Source organism: Pseudomonas sp. FP1154 (assembly GCF_030687245.1).
In the GTDB taxonomy this organism is placed as follows: Bacteria; Pseudomonadota; Gammaproteobacteria; order Pseudomonadales; family Pseudomonadaceae; genus Aquipseudomonas; species Aquipseudomonas rhizophila.
The window spans coordinates 5,692,932-5,718,804 of the sequence record NZ_CP117465.1 but is presented as its reverse complement, the minus strand read 5'-3'; the positions used below and the strand labels follow the sequence as shown (position 1 = coordinate 5,718,804).

The following is a 25,873-nucleotide window of genomic DNA, read 5'->3' as shown; positions in this document are numbered from 1 at the left end:
GGGTCAGGACTCCTGGTCATGCCGATTGACCCGGGCTTCCAGGACGTTCTGCAGGTGCGCCAGCACGCTGGCCAGAATCCAGTAGATCAGCGCGGCGGCAAGGTACATGGTGAAGATTTCGAAAGTGCGGGCAGTGATCAACTGCGCCTGACGGAACAGCTCCGGCACCTGGATGGTCGCCGCCAGTGCGGTGTCCTTGACCAGGGAAATGAAGCTGTTGCCCAGAGGAGGCAAGGCCGTTCGCGCCGCTTGCGGCAGGATGGCCCGGCGCAGGGTCTGGGCGCGGGTCATGCCGATACTGGCCGCGGCTTCCCACTGGCCGCGCTCGATGGAGCTGATGGCGGCCCGCAGGATTTCACACGCATAGGCCGCCATGTTCAGCGAGAAGCCGATCAGCGCCGCCGGCAATGGATCCAGCTCGATGCCCAGTTGGGGCAGCCCGTAATAGATCACGAACAACTGCACCAGCAGCGGCGTGCCGCGAAAAAACGATACGTAGATGCGGGCGATCCAGCTCACCAGTTTGAAGCGCGACAGGCGCATCAATGCCAGGCCGAAGCCCAGCAGCAAGCCGAAGAACATGCCGCCCAAACTGAGGATGACCGTGTAATACGCGCCCTTGAGCAAAAAGGGCGCGGAGTCCAGCGCGAGTTGAAAAGCCTCTTCCATTATTGGGTGACGTCAGCGTTGAAGTACTTCTGCGAAATTTTCGCCAGGGTGCCGTCGGCCCGCAGTTTGTCGATGGCCTTGTTGATTGCGTCCAGCAGCTCAGGCTCGCCTTTGCGCAGGGCGATACCGGCTTCCTGGCGGGAGAACGGCTCGCCGGCTACAGCGGTGTCCTTGGCCTTGGCGGTCAGCTCCAGAGCAGCCAGCCGGTCTACCAGAATGGCGTCGATGCGGCCTACACGCAGGTCCTGGTATTTGGTTGGGTCATCGTCGTAGGTGCGGATAATAGCCTTTGGCTGGTTTTCCTTGAGCCATTGCTCATAGTTGGTGCCCAAGCCAACGCCGACTTTCTTGCCGGCCAGGTCATCGGCGGTCTTGATGGCGTCTTTGTTCTTGGTCAGAACCAGCGCCTGGATGCCGGAAACAGTGTAGGGCTGGGAGAAGTCATACTTCTTCTTGCGCTCCTCGGAGATGGTGACCTGGTTGATCACCGCGTCCAGGCGCTTGGATTCCAGCGCTGCGAGAATGCCGTCCCATTTGGTCGGTTGCAGTTTGACCTTCACGCCCAGCTCCTTGGCCAGGGCTTCGGAAAACTCCACTTCGAAACCGGCCAGCTTGCCGTCGGCGTCCACGAAACTGAACGGTGGGTAAGTGCCTTCCAGGCCGACGTTGATCACGCCCGCGTCCTTGATCTTTTGCAGCTGCTCACCGGCAACGGCCTGGCCCAGCAGGCCGGCGCTCAATGCCAGGCCCAGCGAACCCACCAACAGGTTGCGACGTAATGCGGAAAAATTCATGACAAGCCCCTGTGTTTTCTTATGAAGAGGTTATTTTGGCTGAGATAAGGCGTAGCCGCGATCCGAAAAGATTGCCACATCCTGCCTTAAAGCAGCCTGGGCGTCTCGCGGCAAATGCGCCTGTGGCGAGACTATAGGGTGGTGTTTATAGATTGGAAAATAATATTAAATCATTCAAATATTCGAGTATGGAATGAAAAAAGTCCCCTGTGGGAGCGAGCCTGCTCGCGATAACCAGTCAATATTGTTTTGGCTGACACGGCGCTATCGCGAGCAGGCTCGCTCCCACATCGAGAACTTCACTACGCCTGGAACGCCGCGTTATACGCAAACAACGCCGGTGCGCCGCCGGTATGCAGGAAGATGATCGGGCCCTCGTCGAAGCGGTCGCGACCCACCCCATCGAGCAGGCCGGCCATCGCCTTGCCGGTGTAGACCGGGTCCAGCAACAGGCCCTCCAGGCCAGCCAGCAATTTGACTGCCGCCAACGTACCGGCATTGGGTTCGCCGTAGCGGGGGCCGAAGTATTCGTCCCACAGGTTCACCTTGAAGGCCTCTGGAAGCGATACATCGAGCAACTGGGCGGTGCGTTCGGCCAAGCCCTGGACCTTGGGGCGCTGGTCTTCTTCGCTGCGAGACACCGTTATGCCAATCACGGGAAGTTGCCCCAGCGTTTCACTGAGCGCCAGCGTCAGGCCGCTGTGCGTCCCGGCGCTGCCCGAAGCCAGCACCACGGCAGCGAAATTCAGGCCGGTGTCCTTGATTTGCTCGGCCAGCTCAAGCCCGGCGCGTACATACCCCAGCGCACCCAGAGCGTTTGAACCGCCAATCGGTACCAGATAGGGCTTCTTCCCATTGCTGCGCAGGCGTGCGGCGAGGGCTTGCAACTGCTCGTCGGCGTTATCCAGGTTTTCTACCAATTCGACCTTGGCGTCGAACAGCTCCAGCAGCAGCCGGTTGCCGTTGCTCAGGTAGTTGCTGTCTTCGGTGCCGATGGGGTTTTCCAGCAGGGCCACACAGCCCAGGCCCAGCTTTGCCGCCAGCGCGGCAGTCTGGCGCACATGATTGGACTGGATCGCCCCGGCGGTGATGAGGGTGTCGGCACCTTGAGCCAGGGCGTCGGCGGCCAGGTATTCGAGCTTGCGCAGCTTGTTGCCGCCCAGCGCCAGAGGCGTCAGGTCATCGCGCTTGATATAGATATCGCGACCGAGCCAGGAGGAAAGACGGTCGAGTTTTTCCAGGGGAGTTGGATGACCGAGCAGGTCGAGACGGTTAAAGCGCGCCAGCTGTTGTTTGATCATGGGGTCGTACTGGTTGCAGGAAATCCATGGACTATAGGCACGCCGATATTGATGGGCAACCGCCAATCGTTTGCCGGGGCGTAAATGGGGACGCATGAGAGGTGAGCACCGAAAACCTGTGGGAGCGAGCCTGCTCGCGATGGCGGTGGTTCAGTGGGTACATCCATTCGCTGACACACCGCGATCGCGAGCAGGCTCGCTCCCACAGGGGCTGTGTTATGTCTGTTGAACACTGAACGAATGCTCTCCAGGCAACGTCATACCCTCCCGTAGGCTAGCGTAGGAAACATGCCATCCAGCCGTGCGATTAGTCCTTAGCTACCTATTCATGTTTAACTTGAACGTTCATTCAAGTTAAACCGTCGGTTTGCTGCCCGCTCACAACAGGAGGCTTGCCTTTGCCGAGTCCGTTTTCGATTTTCACGATTCCGCTTTCCGGGGTACATCGCTCATGAGTGCCTCGTCCCTTCCACCCAGCGGCCTGGTCCGCATGAATCCGCCGGTTTTTTACTTTGCCGCGACCTTCATTCTGCTGTTCGGCCTGGTGGTCATCGCCGTGCCGGAGCAGGCGGGTGCCTGGCTGCTGGCGGCGCAGAACTGGGCGGCCAATACGGTCGGCTGGTATTACATGTTGGCGATGACCCTGTATCTGGTCTTCGTGGTGGTCACCGCCTTGTCCGGCTACGGCAAGATCAAGCTCGGTGCCGACCACGACGAGCCCGAATTCAGTTACCTGTCCTGGGCTGGCATGCTGTTCGCTGCCGGTATCAGCATCACGCTGTTTTTTTTCTGTGTCTCCGAACCGCTGACCCATCTGGTTCAGCCACCGCAAGGCGAGGCCGGTACCGCAGATGCCGCGCGCCAGGCCATGCAGATCCTGTTTCTGCACTGGGGCCTGCACGGCTGGGGCGTGTTTGCTTTCGTCGGCATGGCCCTGGCGTACTTTGCCTACCGGCACAATTTGCCGCTGGCCCTGCGTTCAGCGCTGTACCCGCTGATCGGTAAACGTATTAACGGTCCCATCGGCTACGCGGTGGACGGCTTCGGCATCATCGCGACCGTGTTCGGCCTCGGCGCGGACATGGGGTTTGGGGTGCTGCATCTCAATTCCGGGCTCGATTACCTGTTCGGCATCGCCCATACCCAGTGGATTCAGGTCGGCCTGATCGTGCTGATGATGGGCGCGGCAATCATTGTGGCGGTGGCCGGTGTCGATAAAGGCGTGCGGGTCATGTCCGACATCAACATGCTGCTGGCCTGCGCATTGCTGCTGTTCGTGCTGTTTGCCGGACCTACCCAGCATTTGCTCAACACGTTGATCCAGAACATCGGCGATTATCTCGGCGCCCTGCCGATGAAGAGTTTTGACGTGTATGCCTACGACGAGCCCAGCGACTGGCTGGGCGGCTGGACGGTGTTCTACTGGGCCTGGTGGATTGCGTGGTCGCCGTTCGTGGGGTTGTTCATTGCGCGCATTTCCCGTGGGCGCACTATCCGTGAGTTCGTGTTTGGCGTGCTGCTGATTCCCCTTGGCTTCACCCTGGCGTGGATGTCGATCTTCGGTAACAGCGCCATTGACCAAGTGCTGAACCACGGCATGAGTGCCCTGGGTATGTCGGCCCTGGAAAACCCGTCGATGAGCCTTTATTTGCTGCTGGAAACCTATCCATGGAGCAAGACCGTCATCGCGGTCACCGTGTTTATCAGTTTTGTGTTCTTCGTCACGTCAGCCGACTCCGGCACCGTGGTGCTTTCCACGTTGTCGGCCAAGGGCGGCAACCCCGATGAAGACGGGCCCAAATGGCTGCGGGTGTTCTGGGGGGCGATGACTGCCCTGGTGACCAGCGCATTGCTGTTCTCCGGCAGTATCGATGCCTTGAAGTCGGCAGTGGTGCTGACGTCCTTGCCGTTCTCGCTGATTCTGCTGCTGATGATGTGGGGCCTGCACAAGGCGTTTTACCTCGAGTCCCAGAAGCAGATTGCGCAGTTGCATTCGCTGGCGCCGGTGTCAGCTTCTCGACGGGGTACGGGCGGCTGGCGACAGCGCTTGAGTCAGGCGGTGCATTTCCCGTCCCGCGATGAGGTGTACCGTTTTCTCGACACCACGGTGCGCCCGGCCATCGAAGAGGTGAAGGCGGTGTTCGCCGAGAAAGGTCTGACAGTGGTGACCCAGCCAGACCCGGCCAACGACAGCGTCAGCCTGGAAATCGGCCACGGCGAGCAGCATCCGTTCATCTACCAGGTGCAGATGCGCGGCTACTTCACGCCGTCCTTCGCCCGCGGCGGCATGGGCTCCAAGGAACTCAACAACCGCCGTTACTACCGCGCCGAAGTGCACCTGAGCGAAGGCAGCCAGGACTACGATCTGGTGGGTTATACCAAGGAGCAGGTCATCAACGACATCCTCGACCAATACGAGCGGCACATGCAGTTCCTGCATCTGGTGCGCTGATCGGGCGAAACCTCAGACCAGGCCGCCGTTGGCTCGCAGAATTTGCCCGTTCACCCAGCCGGCGGCCGGGCTGACCAGGAAGGATATGATGCTGGCGATGTCCTCCGGCTGGCCGAGGCGTTCCAGGGGCGGCATTTTGGCGAAGTTCTGGATCTGTTCTTCGCTCTTGCCATGCAGGAACAGTTCGGTAGCAACCGGGCCGGGCGCCACGGCGTTGACCGTGATCTGGCGGCCGCGCAGTTCCTTGGCAAACACCTGTGTCAGTGACTCGACGGCGGCCTTGCTGGCGATGTACACCGAATAACCGGGCAGGTTCAGGCCAACGGTGCTGCTGGAAAAATTCACGATCCGGCCACCGTCGTTCAAACGGGTTGCGGCTTCGCGCAGGGTGTTGAAGGTGCCGCGGGTGTTGATGGCGAACGTCTGGTCGAACAACTCGTCACTGTGCTGGGCCAAGGGCATCACTTGCAGGGTACCCGCGTTATTGATCAGCACATCCACCTTGCCCAGTTGCGCTTCGGTTTCATCGAACATCCGCCGGACGTCGACGGCAGAGGACACATCTGCCTTGATCGCTATGGCTTGGTGACCGGCCTGGCGCAATTGCACCACCAGCTTCGAGGCTTCGGCGGCGCTGTTGGCGTAGTTAATGGCGACGGCATAGCCATCGAGAGCCAATTGCTTGGCGATTTCGGCACCGATGCCGCGGGAGGCGCCGGTTACGATGGCAACTTTGGCGGTTGGAGAGGGCATAAGAGGGCTCCTTTTGAAGTGGATGACGCCAGATTCACATGTTTACCCTCAGCGATAAATGCCCGACGGCTGCCTTGACTGTTCAGTAATTACAAACAATAAGCGCGCTGCATGACGCCTCGTTGATTGGCCGATGCGTGGCCAATCTGCGGCAGATCACCTGCGCCGGCATCCAGCCCCCACACCTGATATGCGAACTTTCGGCCTGACGAATGCGTCTGTGAGGTGTTAGCTTGCCCCTTGTACCAGCCACCCGAACAGAGAGCCTTTCGATGACCTACACCGCTGCCGAAAACCGCTACGAGTCCATTCCTTACCGCCGTGTCGGTCGCAGCGGGCTGGTGCTGCCGGCGCTGTCGTTGGGGTTGTGGCACAACTTCGGCGACAGCACGCCGATCGACACGCAGCGTTCGCTGCTGCGTACGGCGTTTGATCTGGGTATCAATCACTTCGACCTGGCCAACAACTACGGCCCGCCCTACGGCAGCGCCGAGATCAATTTTGGTCGGTTGCTGCGCGAAGACTTCAAGCAGTATCGCGATGAGTTGATCATCTCCAGCAAGGCCGGTTGGGACATGTGGCCGGGTCCTTACGGCCAGGGTGGTGGTTCGCGCAAGTACGTGTTGGCCAGCCTGGACCAGAGCCTGCAACGCCTGGGCCTGGACTATGTGGATATCTTCTATTCCCACCGCTTCGACCCCGACACCCCGCTGGAAGAAACTGCCAGTGCGCTGGCCACGGCTGTGCAGCAGGGCAAGGCGTTGTACATTGGCATCTCTTCGTATTCCGGGGTGAAGACTCGGGAAATGGCTGCGCTACTCAAAGAGTGGAAGGTCCCACTGCTGATCCATCAACCGGCCTACAACCTGCTTAATCGCTGGGTGGAAAAGGACCTGCTGGACGCCACCGATGAACTGGGCACGGGTGTGATTGCCTTTACGCCGTTGGCCCAGGGCCTGCTGACCGACAAGTACCTCAAAGGCATTCCGGCCGATGCGCGGGTCAATCGCCCGGGTGGTGGTTCGTTGCAGGCTTCGCACCTGTCGCAGGAGAACATCGCCCATGTACGCGCCCTCAATGAAATTGCCCAGCGTCGCGGGCAAAGCCTGGCGCAAATGGCCCTGGCCTGGACCCTGCGCGACGCACGGGTAACCTCTGCGCTGATCGGCGCCAGTCGGCCGGAGCAGATTATCGAGAACGTCGGGGCGTTGAAGAACCTGAGTTTTAGCGCTGAAGAACTGGCGCAGATCGACCGTTTGCCCAGGAGGGCGGGATCAATCTGTGGGAGAAGCCTTCGTCGCGGCGGAGTAGTGACTTGAGCCAATCAGCCGATCCGCCAGAAATGGCCGGCTGTACACAAAACCCTGTGGGAGGGAGCTTGCTCCCTCCCACAGGTGTTCGCTCGTCGGCGAGGTGTGCCTAGTTACTGATCGCCAGGATGCTCGCCTGGTACGCCCCTACAAACACATCGAAATCCCCCACTTCGTTCTGCTCAAGCTCGGCTTGCTGAGCCAGGGATTGACGAGCGTTTTCTTCGAATGCGCTCTGTTCCTGGGCAGGCAACGGCTCGGCGCGGAAGAATTCGGCGTGGGCCTTGCTCTGGCGCAGGGAGAACTGGGCGAAACTTTCCTGGTGTTCTGCCATGGCCGCCAGCACTTGGGCGGAGGGGGTCAGTGACGGGTCCCGCACCTTCGCCAATTGCGCGTCCAGTGCCTGGCGGTGGGCGTCGCCCCCCTGGCTCTCGTCGAGCAGCGAGGCCAATGGCGCGATCTTCTCCAGAAGCTCGATAGCCCAGGCTTGCATGTCCACCGATTGCCCTTGGCGTTGCAATTGCAAACCTGGCCGACGGCCTTCCTTGACCACGGTCAGGAAGTTTTTCGTCGCATTGCTGCATTCGTTGTTTTCCAGGAGCGGACTGTCGTTCAGACCGCAATACAGCAGGAACGCATCGAGGAAGCGCGATTCGGTGAGGTCGATGCCCATCGGCAGGAAGGGGTTGATGTCCAGGCAACGGATTTCGACGTACTGGATGCCTCGAGCCATCAACGCCTGGATCGGGCGCTCGCCGGTATAGGTCACGCGTTTTGGGCGGATGTTGGAGTAGTACTCGTTTTCGATCTGCAAAATATTGGTGTTGAGCTGCACCCACTCACCATTCTTATGCGTGCCGACTTCGACGTAGGGCGCGTACGGTGTCGCCACCGCCTTGCGCAGGCTGTCGGTATAGCTTGCCAGGTCGTTGTAGCAGGGGGTCAGGCCGGCCTGGGCGTTGCTTTGGTAACCCAGGTCGCTCATGCGCAGGCTGGTGGCGTACGGCAGGTACAAGGTGTCCGGATCCAATTGTTCCAACTGGTGCGGACGGCCGCGCAGAAAGCCGGCATCCAGAGCCGGCGAGGCACCGAACAGGTACATCAGCAACCAGCTGTAGCGACGGAAATTACGGATCAGCGCGATGTAGGCCGATGACTGGAAATCACGATCGCTCGCTTCAACGGCTTCGGCCTGACGCAGCAGCGGCCAGAGTTTTTCCGGCAGGGAAAAGTTGTAGTGGATCCCGGCGATGCATTGCATGGTCTTGCCATAGCGCAGGGCCAGACCCTGGCGGTAGACATACTTGAGCCGACCGATGTTCGAGGTGCCGTAATACGCGATCGGGATGTCCTCCTCCGCTGGCAGCGGGCACGGCATCGAAGGGCTCCACAGGTACTCGTTGCCGAGTTTGCTGTAGGCAAACCGGTGGATCTTGTCGAGGCTGCGCAAGGTATCGGCCACGTCAGCCTGGGCCGGGGTGATGAACTCCAGCAGCGACTCGGAATAGTCGGTGGTGATCTGCTCGTTGGTCAGCGCCGAGCCCAGGGCCTCGGGGTGCGGGGTCTGCGCCAGATGCCCTGTGTCCGTGACGCGCAGGCATTCACGTTCGATGCCGTGCAGGCACTGCTCGAGCAGGGAGAGGTTGGCGCGCTCGCCGAGCAGAGCCAGGCGGCGGTTTAAAAGGTCGCTCAAGTTGAATTCCTTCACGCGTCAGTCGCCCCAATATGGGGGTGGTCACGACGGTCTACAAGGGTGAAGTTAAAACTGGCGTTTTCGCCTGGTTTTTGTGTGGCCAAAGACAATTCGTCGCGGCCCCTCTGTGGGAGCGAGCCTGCTCGCGATAGCGGTATGTCGGTCAACTTTACATTGACTGCTCCACCGCTATCGCGAGCAGGCTCGCTCCCACAGGGGATATCGATGCCGCATTCGCAGCGCCGAAATTAACCCAAATCGATGACAGGGAGCTATAGGACTGCGAACGTGCCTTGTGCTTTTGCGACCAGTTTGTCGCCTTGCATCACCTCGGCCTCAACCACCAGCGTGCGCCGACCCGGGTGGATGACCCGGGCCGTGCAGAGCACCTCACCGTCGGAGACGGCGCGGATGTAGTTGATCTTGCATTCGATGGTCGCACTCTGCTGGTCAAAACCGTGGACACTGGAACAAGCCAGGCCCATGGCGATGTCCACCAGGCTGAACAGCGCGCCGCCGTGCAGCTTGCCGCCACGGTTGCGTAGCGGTGGCTCAAGGCTCAGGGCGACTTGCGCCACCCCGTCCCCCAGGCTGTGCAGACGGCAGCCGAGCAGCTTGAAAAACGCGCTTTCCACCAACCCGGCTGGCGCGTCCATCAGCGTTTCTTCAACTGCTTGGCGTTGGCGAACAGCGAGGCCATGGCGTTGTTCGCCGGGGCCGCAGTGGCGGTTTCCTTGCGCGGCGCGGTGTTCTGCGACTGGCGCGGTGTCGAGCCCGGACGAGCGCCGCGGGCACCGTCGACTTTCTCGCCCGGTGTGTCACTCATGCGCATCGACAGACCGACGCGTTTGCGCGGGATGTCGACTTCCATGACTTTCACTTTCACCACATCACCGGCCTTCACCGCTTCGCGCGGATCTTTAATGAATTTCTCCGACAGCGCGGAGATGTGCACCAGACCATCCTGATGCACGCCGATGTCGACGAAGGCCCCGAAGTTGGTGACGTTGGTCACCACGCCTTCGAGGATCATGCCCGGCTGCAGGTCCTTGAGGTCTTCGACGCCGTCCTGGAACTCGGCGGTCTTGAACTCGGGGCGTGGGTCGCGGCCGGGTTTCTCCAGTTCCTGAAGAATGTCGGTCACGGTGGGCAGGCCGAAGGTTTCGTCGGTGAATTTTTTCGGGTCCAGGCGCTTGAGAAACGCGGCGTCACCGATCAGCGAACGGATGTCGCGGTCGGTCTGGGCGGCGATGCGTTGCACCAGTGGATAGGCCTCAGGGTGGACAGCCGACGAATCCAGCGGGTTGTCGCCGTTCATGACGCGCAGGAAACCGGCGGCCTGCTCGAAGGTTTTTTCACCCAGGCGCGGGACTTTCTTCAATGCGGCGCGGGTCTTGAACGCACCGTGTTCGTCGCGGTGGGTGACGATGTTCTGCGCCAGCGTGGCGTTGAGGCCGGAGATGCGCGCCAGCAGCGCTACCGAAGCGGTGTTCACATCCACGCCCACGGCGTTCACGCAATCCTCCACGACGGCGTCCAGGCCCCGGGCCAGTTTCAACTGGGAAACGTCGTGCTGGTACTGGCCGACACCGATGGATTTCGGATCGATCTTCACCAGTTCCGCCAGCGGGTCCTGCAGGCGACGGGCGATGGACACCGCCCCGCGAATCGACACGTCCAGGTCCGGGAACTCCTTGGAGGCCAGTTCCGACGCCGAATAAACCGAAGCGCCGGCCTCGGAAACCATGACCTTGGTCATCTTCATGGCCGGGTATTTCTTGATCAGTTCGGCGGCCAGTTTGTCGGTCTCCCGGCTGGCGGTGCCGTTGCCGATGGCGATCAGGTCCACCGAATGCTTGGCGCATAGCGCGGCGAGCACGGCGAGGGTCTGGTCCCACTTGTTATGCGGCACATGGGGGTAGACCGTGGCATGGTCCAGCAGCTTGCCGGTGGAGTCCACCACGGCCACTTTGCAACCGGTACGCAGGCCCGGGTCCAGGCCCAGGGTGGCGCGCGGCCCGGCCGGTGCGGCCAGCAGCAGGTCGTGCAGGTTGTGAGCGAAGACGTTGATCGCTTCTGTCTCAGCGTTGTCGCGCAGCTCGCCCAGCAGATCGGTTTCCAGGTGGGTGTAGAGCTTGACCTTCCAGGTCCAGCGCACCACTTCGGCCAGCCATTTGTCGGCGGCGCGGTTCTGGTTCTGGATGCCGAACTGCTGGCCGATCATGCCTTCGCACGGGTGCATGGTGCCGGGCAACTCATCGCCCACCTTCAGCGCGGAGCTGAGAATGCCTTCGTTGCGGCCGCGGAAAATTGCCAGGGCGCGGTGGGACGGCATGCTCTTGAGCGGTTCGTCGTGTTCGAAGTAGTCGCGGAACTTGGCGCCTTCCTCTTCCTTGCCGGCGATCACGCGGGCGCTGAGGGTAGCCTCCTGCTTGAGGTAATTGCGCAGTTTTTCCAGCAGGTTGGCGTCTTCGGCGAAGCGTTCCATAAGGATGTACTTGGCACCTTCCAGCGCGGCTTTCACGTCCGCCACACCTTTTTCGGCATCGACGAAACGCGCGGCTTCGGTTTCCGGGGACAGGGTCGGGTCGTTGAACAGGCCGTCGGCCAGCTCGCCGAGGCCGGCCTCCAGGGCGATCTGGCCCTTGGTGCGGCGTTTTTGCTTGTAGGGCAGGTACAGGTCTTCGAGACGGGTCTTGGTGTCGGCCAGCTTGATGTCACGCTCAAGTTGCGGGGTCAGCTTGCCCTGTTCCTGAATGCTGGCCAGGATGCTGACGCGCCGCTCGTCGAGTTCTCGCAAGTAGCGCAGGCGCTCTTCCAGATGACGCAATTGAGTGTCATCGAGGCTGCCGGTCACTTCTTTGCGGTAACGGGCGATAAAGGGCACCGTGGAGCCCTCATCCAGTAGCGCGACGGCCGCTTCGACCTGTTGTGGGCGTACGCCGAGTTCCTCGGCGATGCGGCTGTTGATGCTGTCCATAAAACCACCTGAAAAATTGTGAAATCAGACTCGTCACCGCAGAAACCGGGCTCGGCGAGACTGGTTGAGCGGCCTGGCGTGCGCCGCTGCCTGGGTCAAGAGGCTGCCTGTTGACCCGCGAAATTCAGAAAGTGCTGCCTGGCAAGGGAAAAAACGATGGGTCGGGATCACGATCCGACATTCCCTGGCACAAGAGGCCGCGCATTATAACCAGCGTTGCGTTCTTAGGGGGCGTCGTGGTCTGTAGGCTCGATACCCGGATGACTGGAGATAGAGGAAAAATCTGCTAACAATGCACACGGTGCGTATAACGGCAGCTAGGCCATAATGCGCGCCGAGATCAAAGGAGCTTCCTATGAGCAGCACTGCACAAACTGCTGAAGGCGAAAAAATTCTTATTGTTGACGACGATCCGGGGCTGAGCAGCCTGCTGGAGCGCTTTTTCGTCAGCAAGGGCTACCGTGCCCGCACCGTACCGAACACCGAGCAAATGGATCGGCTGCTGGCCCGTGAGGTCTTCAACCTGGTGGTCCTCGACCTGATGCTGCCAGGTGAAGACGGTTTGACAGCCTGCCGTCGCCTGCGTGGCGCGAACAACCAGATCCCGATCATCATGCTCACGGCCAAGGGCGATGAGCTGAGCCGTATCAAGGGTCTGGAACTGGGCGCTGACGATTACCTGGCCAAGCCGTTCAACCCGGACGAGCTGATGGCCCGGGTCAAGGCGGTGTTGCGTCGTCAGTCGGCCCCGGTGCCTGGCGCCCCGGGCAGCGAAGATGAAAGCGTGACCTTCGGCGACTATGAACTGTCCCTGGCCACTCGCGAGCTCAAGCGCGGCGATGAAATACACATGCTCACCACCGGTGAGTTCGCCGTGCTCAAGGCCCTGGTGATGAACGCCCGTCAGCCGCTGACCCGCGACAAGCTGATGAACCTGGCCCGTGGCCGTGAATGGGATGCGCTGGAGCGATCCATCGACGTGCAGATTTCCCGTCTGCGCCGGATGATCGAGCCTGATCCTTCCAAGCCGCGATATATCCAGACTGTCTGGGGCGTGGGTTATGTATTCGTGCCGGATGGCGCCGCCAGCAAGTGATCGGTGATTTGTAGGAGCGGGTGGCCTGGCGGGTTGAATTTCTTCCTGCAGGCGACTCGCGGTCCGTTATTGTGCGAGCATCGCTCGCTCCTGCAAGTGTGTAGCGGCTATTCATGAAAACCCCCGTTTGGTTCCCCCAGAGCTTCTTCTCCCGCACCCTCTGGCTGGTGCTGATTGTCGTGCTCTTTTCCAAGGCACTGACGCTCGTCTACTTGCTGATGAACGAAGATGTGCTGGTGGACCGGCAGTACAGCCACGGCGTTGCCTTGACCCTTCGAGCCTATTGGGCCGCCGACGAAGCCAACCGGGAGAAGATCGCCGAAGCGGCGACCCTGATCCGGGTGGTTGGCGCTGGCGTGCCGGAAGGCGAACAACACTGGCCTTACAGCGAGATCTATCAACGGCAGATGCAGGACGAACTCGGCGCCGATACCGAAGTGCGCTTGCGTATGCACTCGCCTCCGGCGCTGTGGGTCCGTGCGCCGAGCCTGGGGGATGGCTGGTTGAAGGTACCGTTGTACCCCCACCCGTTGCGCGGCCAGAAAATCTGGAACGTGCTTGGCTGGTTCCTGGCCATCGGCCTGTTGTCGACCGCTTCGGCGTGGATCTTCGTCAGCCAGCTCAATCAGCCGCTCAAGCGTCTGGTCTACGCGGCCCGACAATTGGGCCAGGGCCGTAGCGTGCGATTGCCCATCAGCGACACTCCCAGTGAAATGACCGAGGTGTACCGCGCTTTCAACCAGATGGCCGAGGACGTCGAGCAGGCCGGACGCGAGCGTGAACTGATGCTTGCGGGCGTCTCCCACGACCTGCGCACACCGTTGACCCGTTTACGGCTGTCGCTGGAGTTGATGGGCGAGCACACCGACCTGACCGATGAAATGGTCCGCGATATCGAAGACATGGACGCGATTCTCGATCAGTTCCTGGCGTTCATTCGCGACGGTCGGGACGAGTCCGTGGAAGAAGTCGATCTCAGCGAGCTGGTACGGGAAGTGGCCGCGCCCTATAACCAGAACTGCGAAAAAGTGCACCTGCGCCTGGAGCCGATCCAGCCGTTCCCGCTGCGCCGGGTGTCGATGAAGCGATTGCTGAATAACCTGATTGGCAATGCCTTGAATCACGCCGGCACGGGCGTCGAAGTGGCGGCTTATGTTTCCGGTGATACCAGCGCACCTTATGTGGTGCTCAGCGTCATGGACCGTGGTGCCGGGATCGATCCGTCGGAACTGGAAGCCATTTTCAACCCCTTCACCCGGGGCGACCGTGCCCGGGGCGGAAAAGGCACGGGATTGGGCCTGGCCATTGTCAAGCGCATCGCTTCGATGCACGGCGGCAATGTCGAATTGCGCAACCGCGCCGGTGGTGGTCTGGAAGCGCGGGTGAGGTTGCCGTTGGGGCTGTTGTTGCCTAGGGATGCGGTATAGGGATACACCCGTTTGCTCAAGAACTGATGTGGGAGCGAGCTTGCTCGCGATAGCAGTGGATCAGCAGCATTGATGTTGACTGACACGCCGCCATCGCGAGCAGGCTCGCTCCCACCTATGAGTTAACCCTTACCCTTGGTCCGGGTCATGTTCGGCCCGCCGTTTTTTTCCAGATGCTCGATGATGATCCCCGCCACGTTCTTGCTCGTGGTGGTTTCGATCCCTTCCAGGCCCGGCGAGGAGTTGACCTCCATCACCAGCGGCCCGTGATTGGAACGCAGGATGTCTACACCCGCCACGGCCAGGCCCATGACTTTAGCGGCGCGCAGGGCAGTCATGCGCTCTTGCGGCGTGATCTTGATCAGGCTCGCGCTACCGCCGCGATGCAGGTTGGAGCGAAATTCCCCGGGTTTGGCCTGGCGCTTCATCGAAGCGATCACCTTGTCGCCGACCACGAAGCAGCGAATGTCCGCGCCGCCGGCTTCCTTGATGTATTCCTGGACCATGATGTTCTGCTTCAGGCCCATGAACGCTTCGATCACCGACTCGGCGGCCGTCGCGGTTTCACACAGCACTACGCCGATACCCTGGGTGCCTTCCAGCACCTTGATGACCAGTGGCGCGCCGTTGACCATGGCAATCAGGTCGGGAATGTCGTCGGGAGAGTGGGCAAAACCGGTCACCGGCAAGCCGATCCCACGGCGCGACAACAATTGCAGCGAGCGCAACTTGTCCCGGGAGCGGGCGATGGCCACGGACTCATTGAGGGGAAATACTCCCATCATTTCGAACTGGCGCAACACGGCGCAACCATAGAACGTTACCGACGCACCGATGCGCGGGATCACCGCATCGAACCCTTCCAGCGGCTTGCCACGGTAGTGGATCTGCGGCTTGTGGCTGGCAATGTTCATGTAGGCGCGCAGGGTATCGATCACCACCATTTCATGGCCACGTTCGGTCCCGGCTTCAACCAGGCGACGAGTGGAATACAGACGCGGATTACGCGACAGCACAGCGATCTTCATGCAACACCTGTGGCAGAGGTAGTGGACACCGGGAACACCGGCTTGTCTTGAACGTATTTGATGCCCGGATTGACCACCAACTGGCCGTCGATCAAGGCTTTGGAACCCAATAACAGGCGATATCGCATGGACTTGCGGCAGGCAAGCGTGAACTCGACTCGCCAGATCCGATCCCCCAGTGCCAGCGTCGTGCTGATCACGTAGCGAACCTGGGCGTGGCCGTTGGAGCTTTTTATCGTTTTGCGCGCCACCAATGGGGCTTCGCAGCGACGATGGCGCAACTGCACCACCGTTCCCAGATGCGCGGTGAAGCGCACCCATTTTTCACCGTCGCGCTCGAACGGCTCGATGTCGGTGGCGTGCAGGCTGGAGGTGCTGGCGCCGGTGTCGATTTTTGCCCGCAGGCCCGCGACACCCAGATCCGGGAGCGCCACCCACTCGCGTAGACCGACAACGGTCAGATGGTCAAAAGTCTTCAATAAAAAAACCTGCGATCAGTACATCGGATCGTGGAGCCCGCGAATCGCGGTATTCACGCAGAATAATCACAAAATGGCGACAGTTATCTACACACCTGTTTCCGCTCGTAACCGATACCGGCCCGCATCGTGCCGCAAGTCAGTTCGGCCGACATTCTATCTGTCGGACCGAATTCGTGCGCTCGACAAAAACGGTAGTACAGTTCTGACTATTGGCTGAAAGAGGAATTGCAGTGGCACAAAAAAAGGAAGAAGACGACAAGGTCCGTCTCGATAAATGGTTGTGGGCAGCGCGATTCTATAAAACCCGCGCCCTGGCCAAGACCGCCATCGAAAGCGGCAAGGTCCATCACCGGGGCGAACGTTGCAAGCCGGGCAAGGAGCCTCGCATCGGCGACGAATATGTCATTCGCACCGGGTTCGACGAAAAAACCGTGGTTGTCCAAGCCCTGTCGATCGTGCGCCGCGGCGCGCCGGAAGCGCAGGCGCTGTATCGCGAGACCGAAGCCAGTATCGCCCGGCGCGAAACCGCAGCCGCCCAGCGCAAGGCCGGCGCCTTGGGGGTCAGCACCGATGGCAAGCCCAGCAAGAAGCAGCGTCGGGATCTGTTCAAGTTTCATGGCAGCAATAGCGAATAAAAGATCGGCAATTTAAGGCCGCAGTGCCTGTGGCTCGGATGCGCAGTCAGCCCCATCCCGTCCGACAAACCCTGGCCTTGCTTGGAACCCACCCGGAATGTCCATAAAATGCCCTTCATCCTTTGTCATCACCTCAGATACCAGACCCTATGACTGATTTGCCGGATACCGACTACACCCAACGCTTCATCTTCGATGACAGCGACACTCGTGGCGAACTGGTGGCGTTGGAGCGTAGCTACGCCGAAGTTCTTGCCAAGCATCCCTATCCGGAACCGGTCGCCCAACTGCTCGGTGAACTGATGGCGGCTGCGGCGCTGCTGGTCGGCACCTTGAAATTCGATGGCTTGCTGATTCTCCAGGCCCGTTCCGAAGGCCCGGTGCCATTGTTGATGATCGAATGCTCCAGCGAACGCGAGATCCGTGGCCTGGCCCGTTATCACGCCGAGCAGATCGCCCCCGACGCGACCCTGGCCGACATGATGCCCGATGGCGTGCTGGCGCTGACGGTCGATCCAACCCACGGCAAGCGCTACCAGGGTATTGTCGATCTCGATGGCACGTCTCTGGCTGAATGCTTCACCAACTACTTCGTCATGTCGCAACAGACCAACACTCGCTTCTGGCTCTATGCCGACGGGCGGCGTGCCCGTGGTTTGCTGCTGCAGCAGTTGCCCGCCGATCGCCTTCGCGACCAGCAAGAACGTGACGCCAGCTGGCAGCACATCACCGCTCTGGCCAGCACCCTGAGCGCCGATGAGCTACTGAGCCTGGACAACGAAACCGTGTTGCATCGTCTCTACCATCAAGAGCAGGTCCGCCTGTTCGACGTTCAGCCGTTGCGCTTCCAATGCAGCTGCTCTCGTGAACGTTCCGGCAATGCGCTGGTCAGTCTGGGTCTGGAAGATGCGCAGCAATTGGTGATCGAGCATGGTGGCGCCATCGAGATCGATTGCCAGTTTTGCAACGAGCGCTACCTGTTCGACGCTGCGGACATCGCCCAATTGTTCGCCGGTGCGGGTGTCGACACACCGTCAGATACTCGTCACTAAAACGGTTCAGCGCAGGTAAATCTCCTGGCAAACGCCGGATTTACGCCGTACTGACGGGAGGGCCCTACTTTTTTTGGGCTTTTCTGGCATAATCCGGCCCACTTTTTTCGGGTAGTAGTGCGCGACTTCCTACTACAAAACGTTTGGAGCACTCGGCCACAGGCCGACGGGGAATCTCATGACGCAAGCCAATAACGCCGTGTACACCGATCTGAGTGTCGATGATCTGGTCAAAGAAGCCCTCAGTCGCGGTGAAGGCGAGCTTGCCGATACTGGCGCGCTGGTTGTTCGCACCGGTCATCGTACCGGTCGTTCACCGGTTGACCGTTTCATCGTTGAAGAGCCGACCACCCAGGACGCCATTGCCTGGGGCCCGATCAACCGCAAGTTCCCGGCCGACAAGTTCGACGCCCTGTGGGACCGCGTAGCAGCCTATCTGGGCGAGCGTGAGCGTTTTGTCTCCCATGTTCATGTAGGTTCCGACCCTGCGCACTACCTGCCGGTCAAGATGACCACCGAGACTGCCTGGCACAACCTGTTCGGTCGCTGCCTGTTCATCAACCCCGAGCAGTACAACGCCGGTGGCAAGGATGAATGGCAGATCCTCAACGCGCCGAACTTCGTCTGCGAGCCTGAGCGCGACGGCACCAATTCCGACGGCACCGTGATCATCAACTTCGCGGCCAGGAAAGTACTGATCGCCGGCATGCGTTACGCCGGTGAAATGAAGAAAGCGCTGTTCTCCGTCCAGAACTTCCTGCTGCCAGCGGTTGACGTACTGCCTATGCACTGCGCCGCCAACATGGGCGAAGAGGGCGATGTCACCCTGTTCTTCGGTCTGTCGGGCACGGGCAAAACCACGCTGTCCGCCGATGAAAGCCGTTACCTGATCGGTGATGACGAGCACGGCTGGGGTGTTGGCGTGGTCTTCAACATTGAAGGCGGTTGCTATGCCAAGTGCATCGACCTGTCCGAGAAGAACGAGCCGGTTATCTGGAAAGCCATCCAGCACGGCGCCGTACTGGAAAACGTCGTTCTGGACCCGGTCACCAAGAAAGCCGATTACGCCGACGACAGCCTGACCCAGAACAGCCGCGCCGCGTACCCGCGTGAACTGATCGAAAAACGCGCACCGAAAAACCTCGGTGGCGAGCCAAACGCAGTGATCTTCCTGACTTGCGACCTGACCGGCGTACTGCCGCCGGTGTCGATCCTCAGTGAAGAACAAGCGGCCTACCACTTCCTGTCCGGTTACACCGCACTGGTGGGCTCGACTGAAATGGGTTCGGGCAGCGGCATCAAATCGACGTTCTCCACCTGCTTCGGCGCTCCATTCTTCCCACGTCCTGCCGGTGAATACGCTGAGCTACTGATCAAGCGTATCCGCGGCTTCGGCTCCAAGGTCTACCTGGTCAACACCGGCTGGACCGGCGGTGGCTACGGCGTCGGCAAGCGCTTCAACATCCCGACCACCCGTGCGGTGATCGCGGCAATTCAGAGCGGCGCGCTGATCGGTGCTGAAACCGAGCACCTGGACATCATCAACCTGGACGTGCCGCTGGCCGTTCCGGGCGTTGAGACTGGCCTGTTGAACCCACGCAACACCTGGACCGACAAGGCTGCGTACGACGAAGCCGCCAAGGCATTGGCCGGCTTGTTCATCGAGAACTTCAAGAAGTTTGAAGTGAGCGACGCGATCAAGGCCGCTGGGCCGCAGCTGTAAGGCTTGGTTCGCGAATGAAAAAAACCGCCCTTTTCAGGGCGGTTTTTTTATGGACGGCTTTTGAGGGGGCGGATGCAATGCTGTGCTGCTCCCGGCTCGAAAGCAGCCATTATTCCACCTGGAATCACGGTAAACAGCCAGAATAATGCCACTTAATGCGTGCCGTTCGGCTACACCCCTTCCACTTCCTGCGTCTCCCAGCGCTGAGCCTTGATTGCCTTGTAGAGCATCCCAATGGTCAGTGGCACCTTGCTGCCACGGCCCTTGGCCCTGCGCTTTTGAAACACATCAAATCCTTCCGGCTGAAAGTAGCGGTACGCGTCGTAGTCAATGAGGTCGAGGGCGAACCGCTCCTCCAATGCTTCCATCAGATGCCGAGCGTCCGCGCCGTCACAGCCCAAGTCGAGATTGATGGCGGTGTCCAGACGGATTGTCTTGCGCTCCGGCAGGCCGATTTCTTCATGGAGCAGTTCCATGAGCTGGCGCATGGCGTGGTCGTCAGGAAAATCTGGGGCGAGGTACATGAAAAAATGTCCGGGCTGAGGGTGGCGTCTGTATAGGTGGAAAGTTTAGGGCGAAATCTTTGCCCGTTGGAAAAAGAAGAAATATCCCACGACCGTCTCGGAACTGTCCGGGAGGCTTCGACAGCCGCGAGCGGTAGCGGCTCTTGGTTCAGTCAGCCAGCGGTCCTGGGGCGCGTCGTGAGGCCGCCTCAAGGTCCATCAACCCTCTGCCGTAGGCTTCGCTGTTGGCGTAGATGCCAGTGCGGTTGGCTGTCGCCAGCAGATGTTCGCGCACTTGCTGTGCGTTGAGCTGCGGGTAGAGGCTTTGCAGCGCAGCCAGTGCGCCACTGACCAACGCGGCGGCCGGGGATGTGCCGGCGGTTTGCACGTAACGGCCATCCTTGCCCACGGTAAGCAGGCCTGCCTGTGGACCTGCGTCGCCGCCGGGTACGGCGATGCACCAGGCGGCTGCGACGCCGCAATAGTTGGATTTTCCATTGATGGTGCTGCCATCGTTTTTCAACGCCACGACCGCGATCCAGCCTTTCTCCAGTTCCGGCAATGCTGCCGGTAACCCAGGTTCGGCCAAGGGCTCGCGCTTGAGCTCATTGCCGGTCGGGAAGACAAATACGGCGCCGTCTTCCACCAGTTTTCGGGCAGCGGTCAGGGAGTCGGGCATCACCTGGTTGTAACGTGCTTCAGTGATTTCGGTGGCGGGGATGGCGTTGGCCCACGAGTTATTGAACAGGCGCGCGCCCTTGTCGAAACCGCTTTGCCAGGACTGTGCGATTTCGCTGTCGAAAAAAAACGGTTCGTTGTCGTCGCCGAAACGGAAGGGGATCAACCTGGCCTCAAACGCGATGCCATGCATGCCCTGATCGTCCTTGTTGGCGGCGAGGATACCGGCCATTTGCGTGCCGTGCCCGACCCGGTCAAGGGTACCGGGACGGTTTTCGACATGGTCGAATCCGGGGTCACCCAGCCTGCCCTCGAACTCCGTCAGCCTGCTGTTCAGTCCAGAGTCGATCAGCGCCACGGTCACGTTCCGGCCGGTGCCACCCCGGGCATACAGAGCTGAGGCTCTGACGATGGCCAGACCTTGCTGGGCGCGGTATTCCGGTGTTTCGAACACGGTGGTTCGCATGTCGGGTTGTGCTGGAATGGTCAAGCAACCGGCCAGCAGTGAGGCCGACGTTAGCGCCAGGGTGCGTAGCGCGGAAAATGGATGTGACATGGTTCAGTCCTTGAGCGGAGTCTTGAGCGCCAGGCTTCCAGGCCTGTAACGCATGAGTGGATGGCGCACCTTACCTTGCAAGCGAAACGGGAACGAGGCATCAAAGTGCCTGGATTTGTATCGCCTCGTGGCAAAGCACAAAGGCGCTGAGGCTGTATCATCCGGTATCGTTTTTCCCCCAAACCTTTTCTCGACTCCCTGCGCCGTCCGGCTAGGCTTTTGGCATCGCAGCAGTCAAGGAGTGACCGCCTATGCACAGCACCCTGGAACAGGTTTTCGGTTATCCGCAGTTTCGCCCCGGTCAGGAAGCTGCCGTCAGCGCAGTACTTGCCGGTCGGTCGGCAGCGGCCATTTTTCCTACCGGCTCGGGCAAGTCCCTGTGCTATCAATTGCCGGCCCTGCTATTACCGCATCTGACCCTGGTGGTCTCGCCGCTGCTGGCACTGATGCAGGACCAACTGGCGTTCCTGCATCGCCATGGCATTGCGGCGGCGAGTATCGATTCAGTCCAGCGTCGTGACGAAGCCAGCGAGGTCATGGCACGGGCCCGTTCGGGCGAGTTGAAGATTCTGATGATTTCGGTGGAGCGGCTGAAGAACGAGCGCTTTCGCAATTTCCTGCAGCAGGTACCGATCTCGTTGCTGGTGGTAGATGAGGCCCACTGCATCTCCGAATGGGGGCATAACTTTCGTCCCGACTACCTCAAGCTCCCTGACTACCAGCGTCAGTTCGACATTCCCCAGGTGTTGCTGTTGACGGCCACCGCAACGCCCAAAGTCATCGCGGACATGCAGGCGAAGTTCGCCATCGCCCCCGACGATGTGGTCACCACCGGCTTCTATCGACCTAACCTCAACCTGCTGGTGGAACCGGTGCGCGGCGCGGATAAGCGGCGGCGACTGGTGCAATGGCTGGGCGAGCGAGCCGGACAGCCGAGCATCGTCTATGTCACCTTGCAGCGAACCGCCGAGCAGATTGCCGAGCACCTGAGCCAGCATGGGATTGAGGCCCAGGCTTATCACGCCGGCTTACCTCATGAACAACGCGAAGCCATCCAGCGCCGGTTCATGGGCGGGCAGTGCAATTGCATCGTTGCGACCATCGCCTTCGGTATGGGTATCGACAAGAGTGATATCCGCAACGTGGCGCATTTCGACCTGCCTAAATCCATCGAGAACTACAGCCAGGAGATCGGCCGGGCGGGGCGTGACGGGTTGCCGTCCGATTGTCTGGTCCTGGCCAACCGTGACAGCCTCAACGTGCTGGAAAACTTTGTTTATGGTGATACGCCGGAGCTGGCGGGTATTCGGTGCGTGCTTGATGAGTTGAAGGCCGCAGCGGCCGATGGCCAATGGGAGTTTTTGCTGGGGCCGCTGGCGGACAAGAGCAACATCCGGCAACTGCCGCTCAAGACGCTGCTGGTGCAATTGGAACTGCGCCGGCTGATCGCGCCGCGTTATGCCTATTTCGCGGAGTATCGCTTCAAGTTTCTGATCGAGCCGCAGGCATTGCTCGAGCACTTCGAAGGGGAGCGTCAGGCGTTTGTCTCGGCCATCATCCAGACCTCCAGCCGTGCTCGTACCTGGGCCACGGTGGATTTCGACGGGATGTACCAGCTGTATCACGCCGAGCGTAACCGCGTGGTCAAGGCGCTGGATTACTTTCAGGAAAAGGGCTGGATCGAGCTGGAAAGCAAACAGATGACCGAGGTGTATAACGTGCTTGAAGCAGGGTTCGACGTTCAGGCACTGAGTGCAGAGTTGCACGACTATTTCACCCGGCACGAGCGTGGGGAGATCGCGCGGATCCACGCGATGCTCGAACTGTTCGCCACCGATCATTGCCTCGGTTATCGGTTGGCCCAGTATTTCGGCGATGAAAGTGCACCGCAGCGCTGTGGTCATTGTTCGGTGTGCCATGGACACGTTGCCCGTCTGCCGGAGCCACCACCATCACCAGTACTGGTGGACAGAGACTTCAACGCACTGTGTGGCGACTTTATCAACAGGCACGAGCAGCATACCGGCAGTGCACCCTCTGCGGAGCGGGTGACCCGGTTCCTCTGCGGCATCAGCGTGCCGTTGTTCACCAAACTGAAGGCACGGACGATTCCAGGATATGCGCAGCTGGAGGATTACCCGTACGCCGAAGTTCGCCACTGGGTTCAAGCGGCTTTGTAATCCGCATCCATCCGATGAATGCCCGCCATCACACGAATAAATTTCAAAAATATTCTGCGGCTGACTAAGGTGAGGGCTGTCTTTGGATCGCCAACAAGAGAGCAAACATGAGCCAGACACCCTTCGATATTCAGCGCGCCGCCGTAGTCGGTGCAGGCACTATGGGGCGGGGCATCGTGATGTGCCTGGCCAACGCCGGCGTGACGGTGCAGTGGGTCGACAACAACCCGCAGATGCTGGAACAGGCGTTGGCTGCCGTGGCCGATACTTATGCCCACAACGTGCGCCAGGGCCGTATCGACCAGGGTGAGGCCGATGCCCGAATCGCCAGGGTGACGCGGGCAGATGACTACGCGGCGATCCGCAATGTGGATCTGGTCATCGAGGCGGTTTACGAGAACCTTGAGCTCAAGCAGAAGATCTTCCGCGAGCTGGACGGCTTGCTCAAGCCGCAAGCCATTCTGGCGAGCAACACCTCGGCGCTGGACATCGATGCGATTGCCGCCGTCACCCGCCGCCCCACCCAGGTGTTGGGTCTGCACTTCTTCAGTCCGGCGCACATCATGAAGTTGCTGGAAATCGTTCGTGGGGCGCAAACCTCCAAAGCGGTGCTGGACGCAGCCCTGGTATTGGGCAAGCGCATGGGCAAGGTCAGCGTGGTGTCGGGCAATTGCCACGGGTTCATCGGCAATCGGATGCTTCACCCCTATGTGCTGGAGGCGCGCAAGATGCTGCTGGAAGGGGCGTTTCCCCATCAGGTTGACGCGGCATTGCAGGGTTTCGGCTTCGCCATGGGGCCGTTTCGCATGTACGACGTCGTCGGCATCGACCTGGAGTGGCGCGCTCGGGAACTGGCGGGCAAAGGTCAGGATGCACCCGAGGTGCAAGTGGACAACCGTTTGTGCGAACTGGGTCGGTTCGGCCAGAAAAGCGGCAACGGGTACTATCACTACGAAGCCGGCAGTCGCCAGGCCGAGCATGATGTAGAGGTCGATGCGCTGGTGCAGCGAGTCAGTGAAACGTTGGGTTTTCAGCGTCGCGAGATCGGCCCCGAGGAAGTCCTCGAGCGTTGCTTGCTGGCGCTGGTCAATGAGGGCGCGAAAATCCTGCAGGAAGGTATTGCCGAGTCGGCTCATGACATCGACCTGGTGTATCTCAACGGCTACGGCTTCCCCGCGGACAAGGGCGGCCCGATGGCCTGGGCCGACCATCAGGGACTTGAAGACATCCATGCACGGCTGCTGGAACTCGAAACGAAGCAGGGGGCCCACTGGAAGCCCGCGCGTCTGATCGGGGAGCTGGCGGCCCAGGGCAAGGGATTCGCACAACACCAGGCCTCAAAATCCTGAACAACGCATGAACCATTGAGCAACCGTAAAGGACACCTGATGCCCCAACGTAGCGAATACCCGCACCTGCAACCGATCACCACACGCTGGCACGATAACGACGTGTACGGTCACGTCAACAACGTGACTTATTACAGTTTTTTCGACACGGCGGTGAACACTTATCTGATCGAGGTCGGCGGCCTCGATATCCACGATGGGGAGGTGGTGGGGTTCGTGGTGAGTTCGGCTTGCGACTACTTTGCCTCGATCGCCTTTCCCGACCGGATTGAAATCGGTCTGCGGGTGGGGAAGCTGGGCAGCAGTTCAGTGCAGTATGAGCTGGCGGTGTTCAAGGCGGGGGAGGAGGAGGCCTGCGCGGCGGGGCGCTTTGTGCATGTTTTTGTGGAGCGGTCTTCGAATCGGCCAGTGGCGATTCCGGATCGGTTGCGCGCCGCTTTGGAACGGCTGGTGATTTAAACGAAAAATCGCAGTCTCCTGTCAGACGCTTGAGAAGCGCTGACGAAGACTGCGATTTTCTATCGACTACTGGTTAGAGCCAGTGATCAATCGTCGTGATAGCGATGTTTGTGCTTGTGCTTGCGATGCCCGTAGGCATGGCCACGACCTGGATGGCCGTCACGGTAGTAGCGGCGATCACCACGGCGACCGTCATAACGACGATCGTCGTCATCGTCCTTGCCCATATAGTTGCCCAGTGCACCGCCAGCGCCGCCGCCTGCTGCTGCACCGATCAGGCTGCCGGTGGTGCCGCCTACGCTACGGCCGACCACGTTACCGCCGGCTGCGCCCAGCGCACCGCCAATCGCTGCTTCGCCGCGGCTGCGTTTGTCCGCACCGACCGCACTGCCACCCGCGCCACCCAAGGCTGCGCCGATGGTGGACCCGGTGTTGCCGCCCAAGGACTGGCCGACCACAGAACCCAGAACCCCGCCCAATGCGCCGCCCACGCCTGCTTCGGTGGTGCCACCGGCAGAGGCTGCGCCACTGATCAGGCCAAGGGACAACAAGAGAATCGAGGAGAACTTCATAGAGGAGCCTCAAAGGGATGACGGCGCGATCCTGAGGCTGGCTTCGCTTGGTTACAATCGAAATCCGACGAGTAACACGACTTGTGCACAATTCGATAAGTTATTGTTTTTTGGGCGGAACTTAATAGATTTTCGCCGGTCTTTAGCTACTTCGGATAGGCCGTTTTCTATGGAAAACGGC

General features: G+C 60.3%; 21 protein-coding genes and 1 pseudogene. 10 read left to right on the top strand and 12 right to left on the bottom strand.

The window, feature by feature from the left end; translation table 11 throughout:
* Positions 1–3: 3 nt before the first annotated feature.
* From tcyL to PSH91_RS25605, 3 genes are all read right to left on the bottom strand, one after another.
* On the bottom strand, positions 4–669 hold the full coding sequence (gene tcyL, locus PSH91_RS25615) for a cystine ABC transporter permease (protein ID WP_047226833.1): 666 nt from the start codon (positions 667–669) through the stop codon (positions 4–6).
* Positions 669–1,463 (bottom strand): cystine ABC transporter substrate-binding protein, encoded by a 795-nt coding sequence (gene tcyJ / locus PSH91_RS25610; protein ID WP_047226834.1) that lies wholly within the window; start codon positions 1,461–1,463, stop codon positions 669–671. The genes tcyL and tcyJ overlap by 1 nt, the downstream gene beginning before the upstream one ends.
* 302 nt (positions 1,464–1,765) lie before the next feature.
* On the bottom strand, positions 1,766–2,764 hold the full coding sequence (locus tag PSH91_RS25605) for a D-cysteine desulfhydrase (RefSeq protein ID WP_107323094.1): 999 nt from the start codon (positions 2,762–2,764) through the stop codon (positions 1,766–1,768).
* A gap of 490 nt (positions 2,765–3,254) precedes the next feature.
* Between PSH91_RS25605 and betT the strand changes: the two genes are divergently transcribed.
* Positions 3,255–5,216 (top strand): choline transporter BetT, encoded by a 1,962-nt coding sequence (gene betT / locus PSH91_RS25600; RefSeq protein WP_171061300.1) that lies wholly within the window; start codon positions 3,255–3,257, stop codon positions 5,214–5,216.
* Between the two features lie 12 nt (positions 5,217–5,228).
* On the opposite strand, the gene PSH91_RS25595 is transcribed toward betT, so the two are convergent.
* The gene (locus PSH91_RS25595) at positions 5,229–5,969 is read right to left on the bottom strand and encodes an SDR family oxidoreductase (RefSeq protein WP_047226837.1); all 741 of its coding nucleotides are present in this window, start codon (positions 5,967–5,969) and stop codon (positions 5,229–5,231) included.
* Between the two features lie 272 nt (positions 5,970–6,241).
* On the opposite strand from PSH91_RS25595, the pseudogene mgrA reads away from it, so the two are divergent.
* Positions 6,242–7,269, top strand: a pseudogene (mgrA, locus tag PSH91_RS25590) (L-glyceraldehyde 3-phosphate reductase); the annotation flags it as partial.
* Between the two features lie 119 nt (positions 7,270–7,388).
* Here the strand turns inward: mgrA and gshA are convergent.
* From gshA to PSH91_RS25575, 3 genes are all read right to left on the bottom strand, one after another.
* Complete coding sequence (gshA, locus tag PSH91_RS25585) at positions 7,389–8,972, bottom strand: glutamate--cysteine ligase (RefSeq protein ID WP_305466929.1); 1,584 nt, start codon at positions 8,970–8,972, stop codon at positions 7,389–7,391.
* A 272-nt stretch (positions 8,973–9,244) separates the two neighbouring features.
* A complete protein-coding gene (locus PSH91_RS25580) occupies positions 9,245–9,628 on the bottom strand; it encodes a PaaI family thioesterase (RefSeq protein ID WP_047226840.1) in 384 nt (127 codons plus the stop codon).
* Positions 9,628–11,952, bottom strand: a complete 2,325-nt coding sequence (locus tag PSH91_RS25575) for a Tex family protein (protein ID WP_047226841.1) — start codon at positions 11,950–11,952, stop codon at positions 9,628–9,630. Before PSH91_RS25575 ends, PSH91_RS25580 begins: the two co-directional genes overlap by 1 nt.
* 355 nt (positions 11,953–12,307) lie before the next feature.
* On the opposite strand from PSH91_RS25575, the gene ompR reads away from it, so the two are divergent.
* Positions 12,308–13,048 (top strand): two-component system response regulator OmpR, encoded by a 741-nt coding sequence (gene ompR / locus PSH91_RS25570; RefSeq protein ID WP_025211284.1) that lies wholly within the window; start codon positions 12,308–12,310, stop codon positions 13,046–13,048.
* Between the two features lie 113 nt (positions 13,049–13,161).
* Positions 13,162–14,475 (top strand): ATP-binding protein, encoded by a 1,314-nt coding sequence (locus tag PSH91_RS25565; protein WP_047226842.1) that lies wholly within the window; start codon positions 13,162–13,164, stop codon positions 14,473–14,475.
* 122 nt (positions 14,476–14,597) lie between these two features.
* Here the strand turns inward: PSH91_RS25565 and rimK are convergent, their stop codons facing one another.
* Positions 14,598–15,503 carry a 30S ribosomal protein S6--L-glutamate ligase gene (rimK, locus tag PSH91_RS25560; RefSeq protein ID WP_047226843.1) on the bottom strand — a complete coding sequence of 302 codons (906 nt, stop codon included), beginning with the start codon at positions 15,501–15,503 and terminating at the stop codon, positions 14,598–14,600.
* Positions 15,500–15,922 carry an ATP-dependent zinc protease gene (locus PSH91_RS25555; protein ID WP_230682611.1) on the bottom strand — a complete coding sequence of 141 codons (423 nt, stop codon included), beginning with the start codon at positions 15,920–15,922 and terminating at the stop codon, positions 15,500–15,502. The genes rimK and PSH91_RS25555 overlap by 4 nt, the downstream gene beginning before the upstream one ends.
* 293 nt (positions 15,923–16,215) lie before the next feature.
* Between PSH91_RS25555 and PSH91_RS25550 the strand changes: the two genes are divergently transcribed.
* The 3 genes from PSH91_RS25550 (at position 16,216) to PSH91_RS25540 (ending at position 19,395) form a co-directional block, all read left to right on the top strand.
* Positions 16,216–16,620, top strand: coding sequence for an RNA-binding S4 domain-containing protein (locus tag PSH91_RS25550; RefSeq protein ID WP_047226844.1), 405 nt, complete (start codon positions 16,216–16,218; stop codon positions 16,618–16,620).
* Between the two features lie 149 nt (positions 16,621–16,769).
* On the top strand, positions 16,770–17,672 hold the full coding sequence (gene hslO / locus PSH91_RS25545) for an Hsp33 family molecular chaperone HslO (RefSeq protein ID WP_076383277.1): 903 nt from the start codon (positions 16,770–16,772) through the stop codon (positions 17,670–17,672).
* Positions 17,673–17,850: 178 nt separating this feature from the next.
* Positions 17,851–19,395 carry a phosphoenolpyruvate carboxykinase gene (locus tag PSH91_RS25540; protein ID WP_047226846.1) on the top strand — a complete coding sequence of 515 codons (1,545 nt, stop codon included), beginning with the start codon at positions 17,851–17,853 and terminating at the stop codon, positions 19,393–19,395.
* Positions 19,396–19,565: 170 nt separating this feature from the next.
* Here PSH91_RS25540 and PSH91_RS25535 read toward each other — a convergent pair whose 3' ends face one another.
* Together PSH91_RS25535 and PSH91_RS25530 are read right to left on the bottom strand one after the other, a co-directional pair.
* Positions 19,566–19,919: a DUF1493 family protein gene (locus PSH91_RS25535; RefSeq protein WP_047226847.1), complete on the bottom strand. Its 354-nt coding sequence runs from the start codon at positions 19,917–19,919 to the stop codon at positions 19,566–19,568.
* A gap of 148 nt (positions 19,920–20,067) precedes the next feature.
* A complete protein-coding gene (locus PSH91_RS25530) occupies positions 20,068–21,132 on the bottom strand; it encodes a S8 family peptidase (RefSeq protein WP_076383278.1) in 1,065 nt (354 codons plus the stop codon).
* Between the two features lie 251 nt (positions 21,133–21,383).
* Between PSH91_RS25530 and PSH91_RS25525 the strand changes: the two genes are divergently transcribed.
* From PSH91_RS25525 to PSH91_RS25515, 3 genes are all read left to right on the top strand, one after another.
* Entirely contained in the window at positions 21,384–23,312 is a 1,929-nt protein-coding gene (locus PSH91_RS25525) for an ATP-dependent DNA helicase RecQ (RefSeq protein WP_305466928.1), read from the top strand.
* A 107-nt stretch (positions 23,313–23,419) separates the two neighbouring features.
* A complete protein-coding gene (locus PSH91_RS25520) occupies positions 23,420–24,661 on the top strand; it encodes a 3-hydroxyacyl-CoA dehydrogenase (RefSeq protein ID WP_305466927.1) in 1,242 nt (413 codons plus the stop codon).
* A 39-nt stretch (positions 24,662–24,700) separates the two neighbouring features.
* A complete protein-coding gene (locus PSH91_RS25515) occupies positions 24,701–25,120 on the top strand; it encodes a thioesterase family protein (protein WP_047226851.1) in 420 nt (139 codons plus the stop codon).
* An 86-nt stretch (positions 25,121–25,206) separates the two neighbouring features.
* Here the strand turns inward: PSH91_RS25515 and PSH91_RS25510 are convergent, their stop codons facing one another.
* Positions 25,207–25,692 (bottom strand): glycine zipper domain-containing protein, encoded by a 486-nt coding sequence (locus PSH91_RS25510; protein WP_047226852.1) that lies wholly within the window; start codon positions 25,690–25,692, stop codon positions 25,207–25,209.
* Between the last annotated feature and the right edge of the window lie 181 nt (positions 25,693–25,873).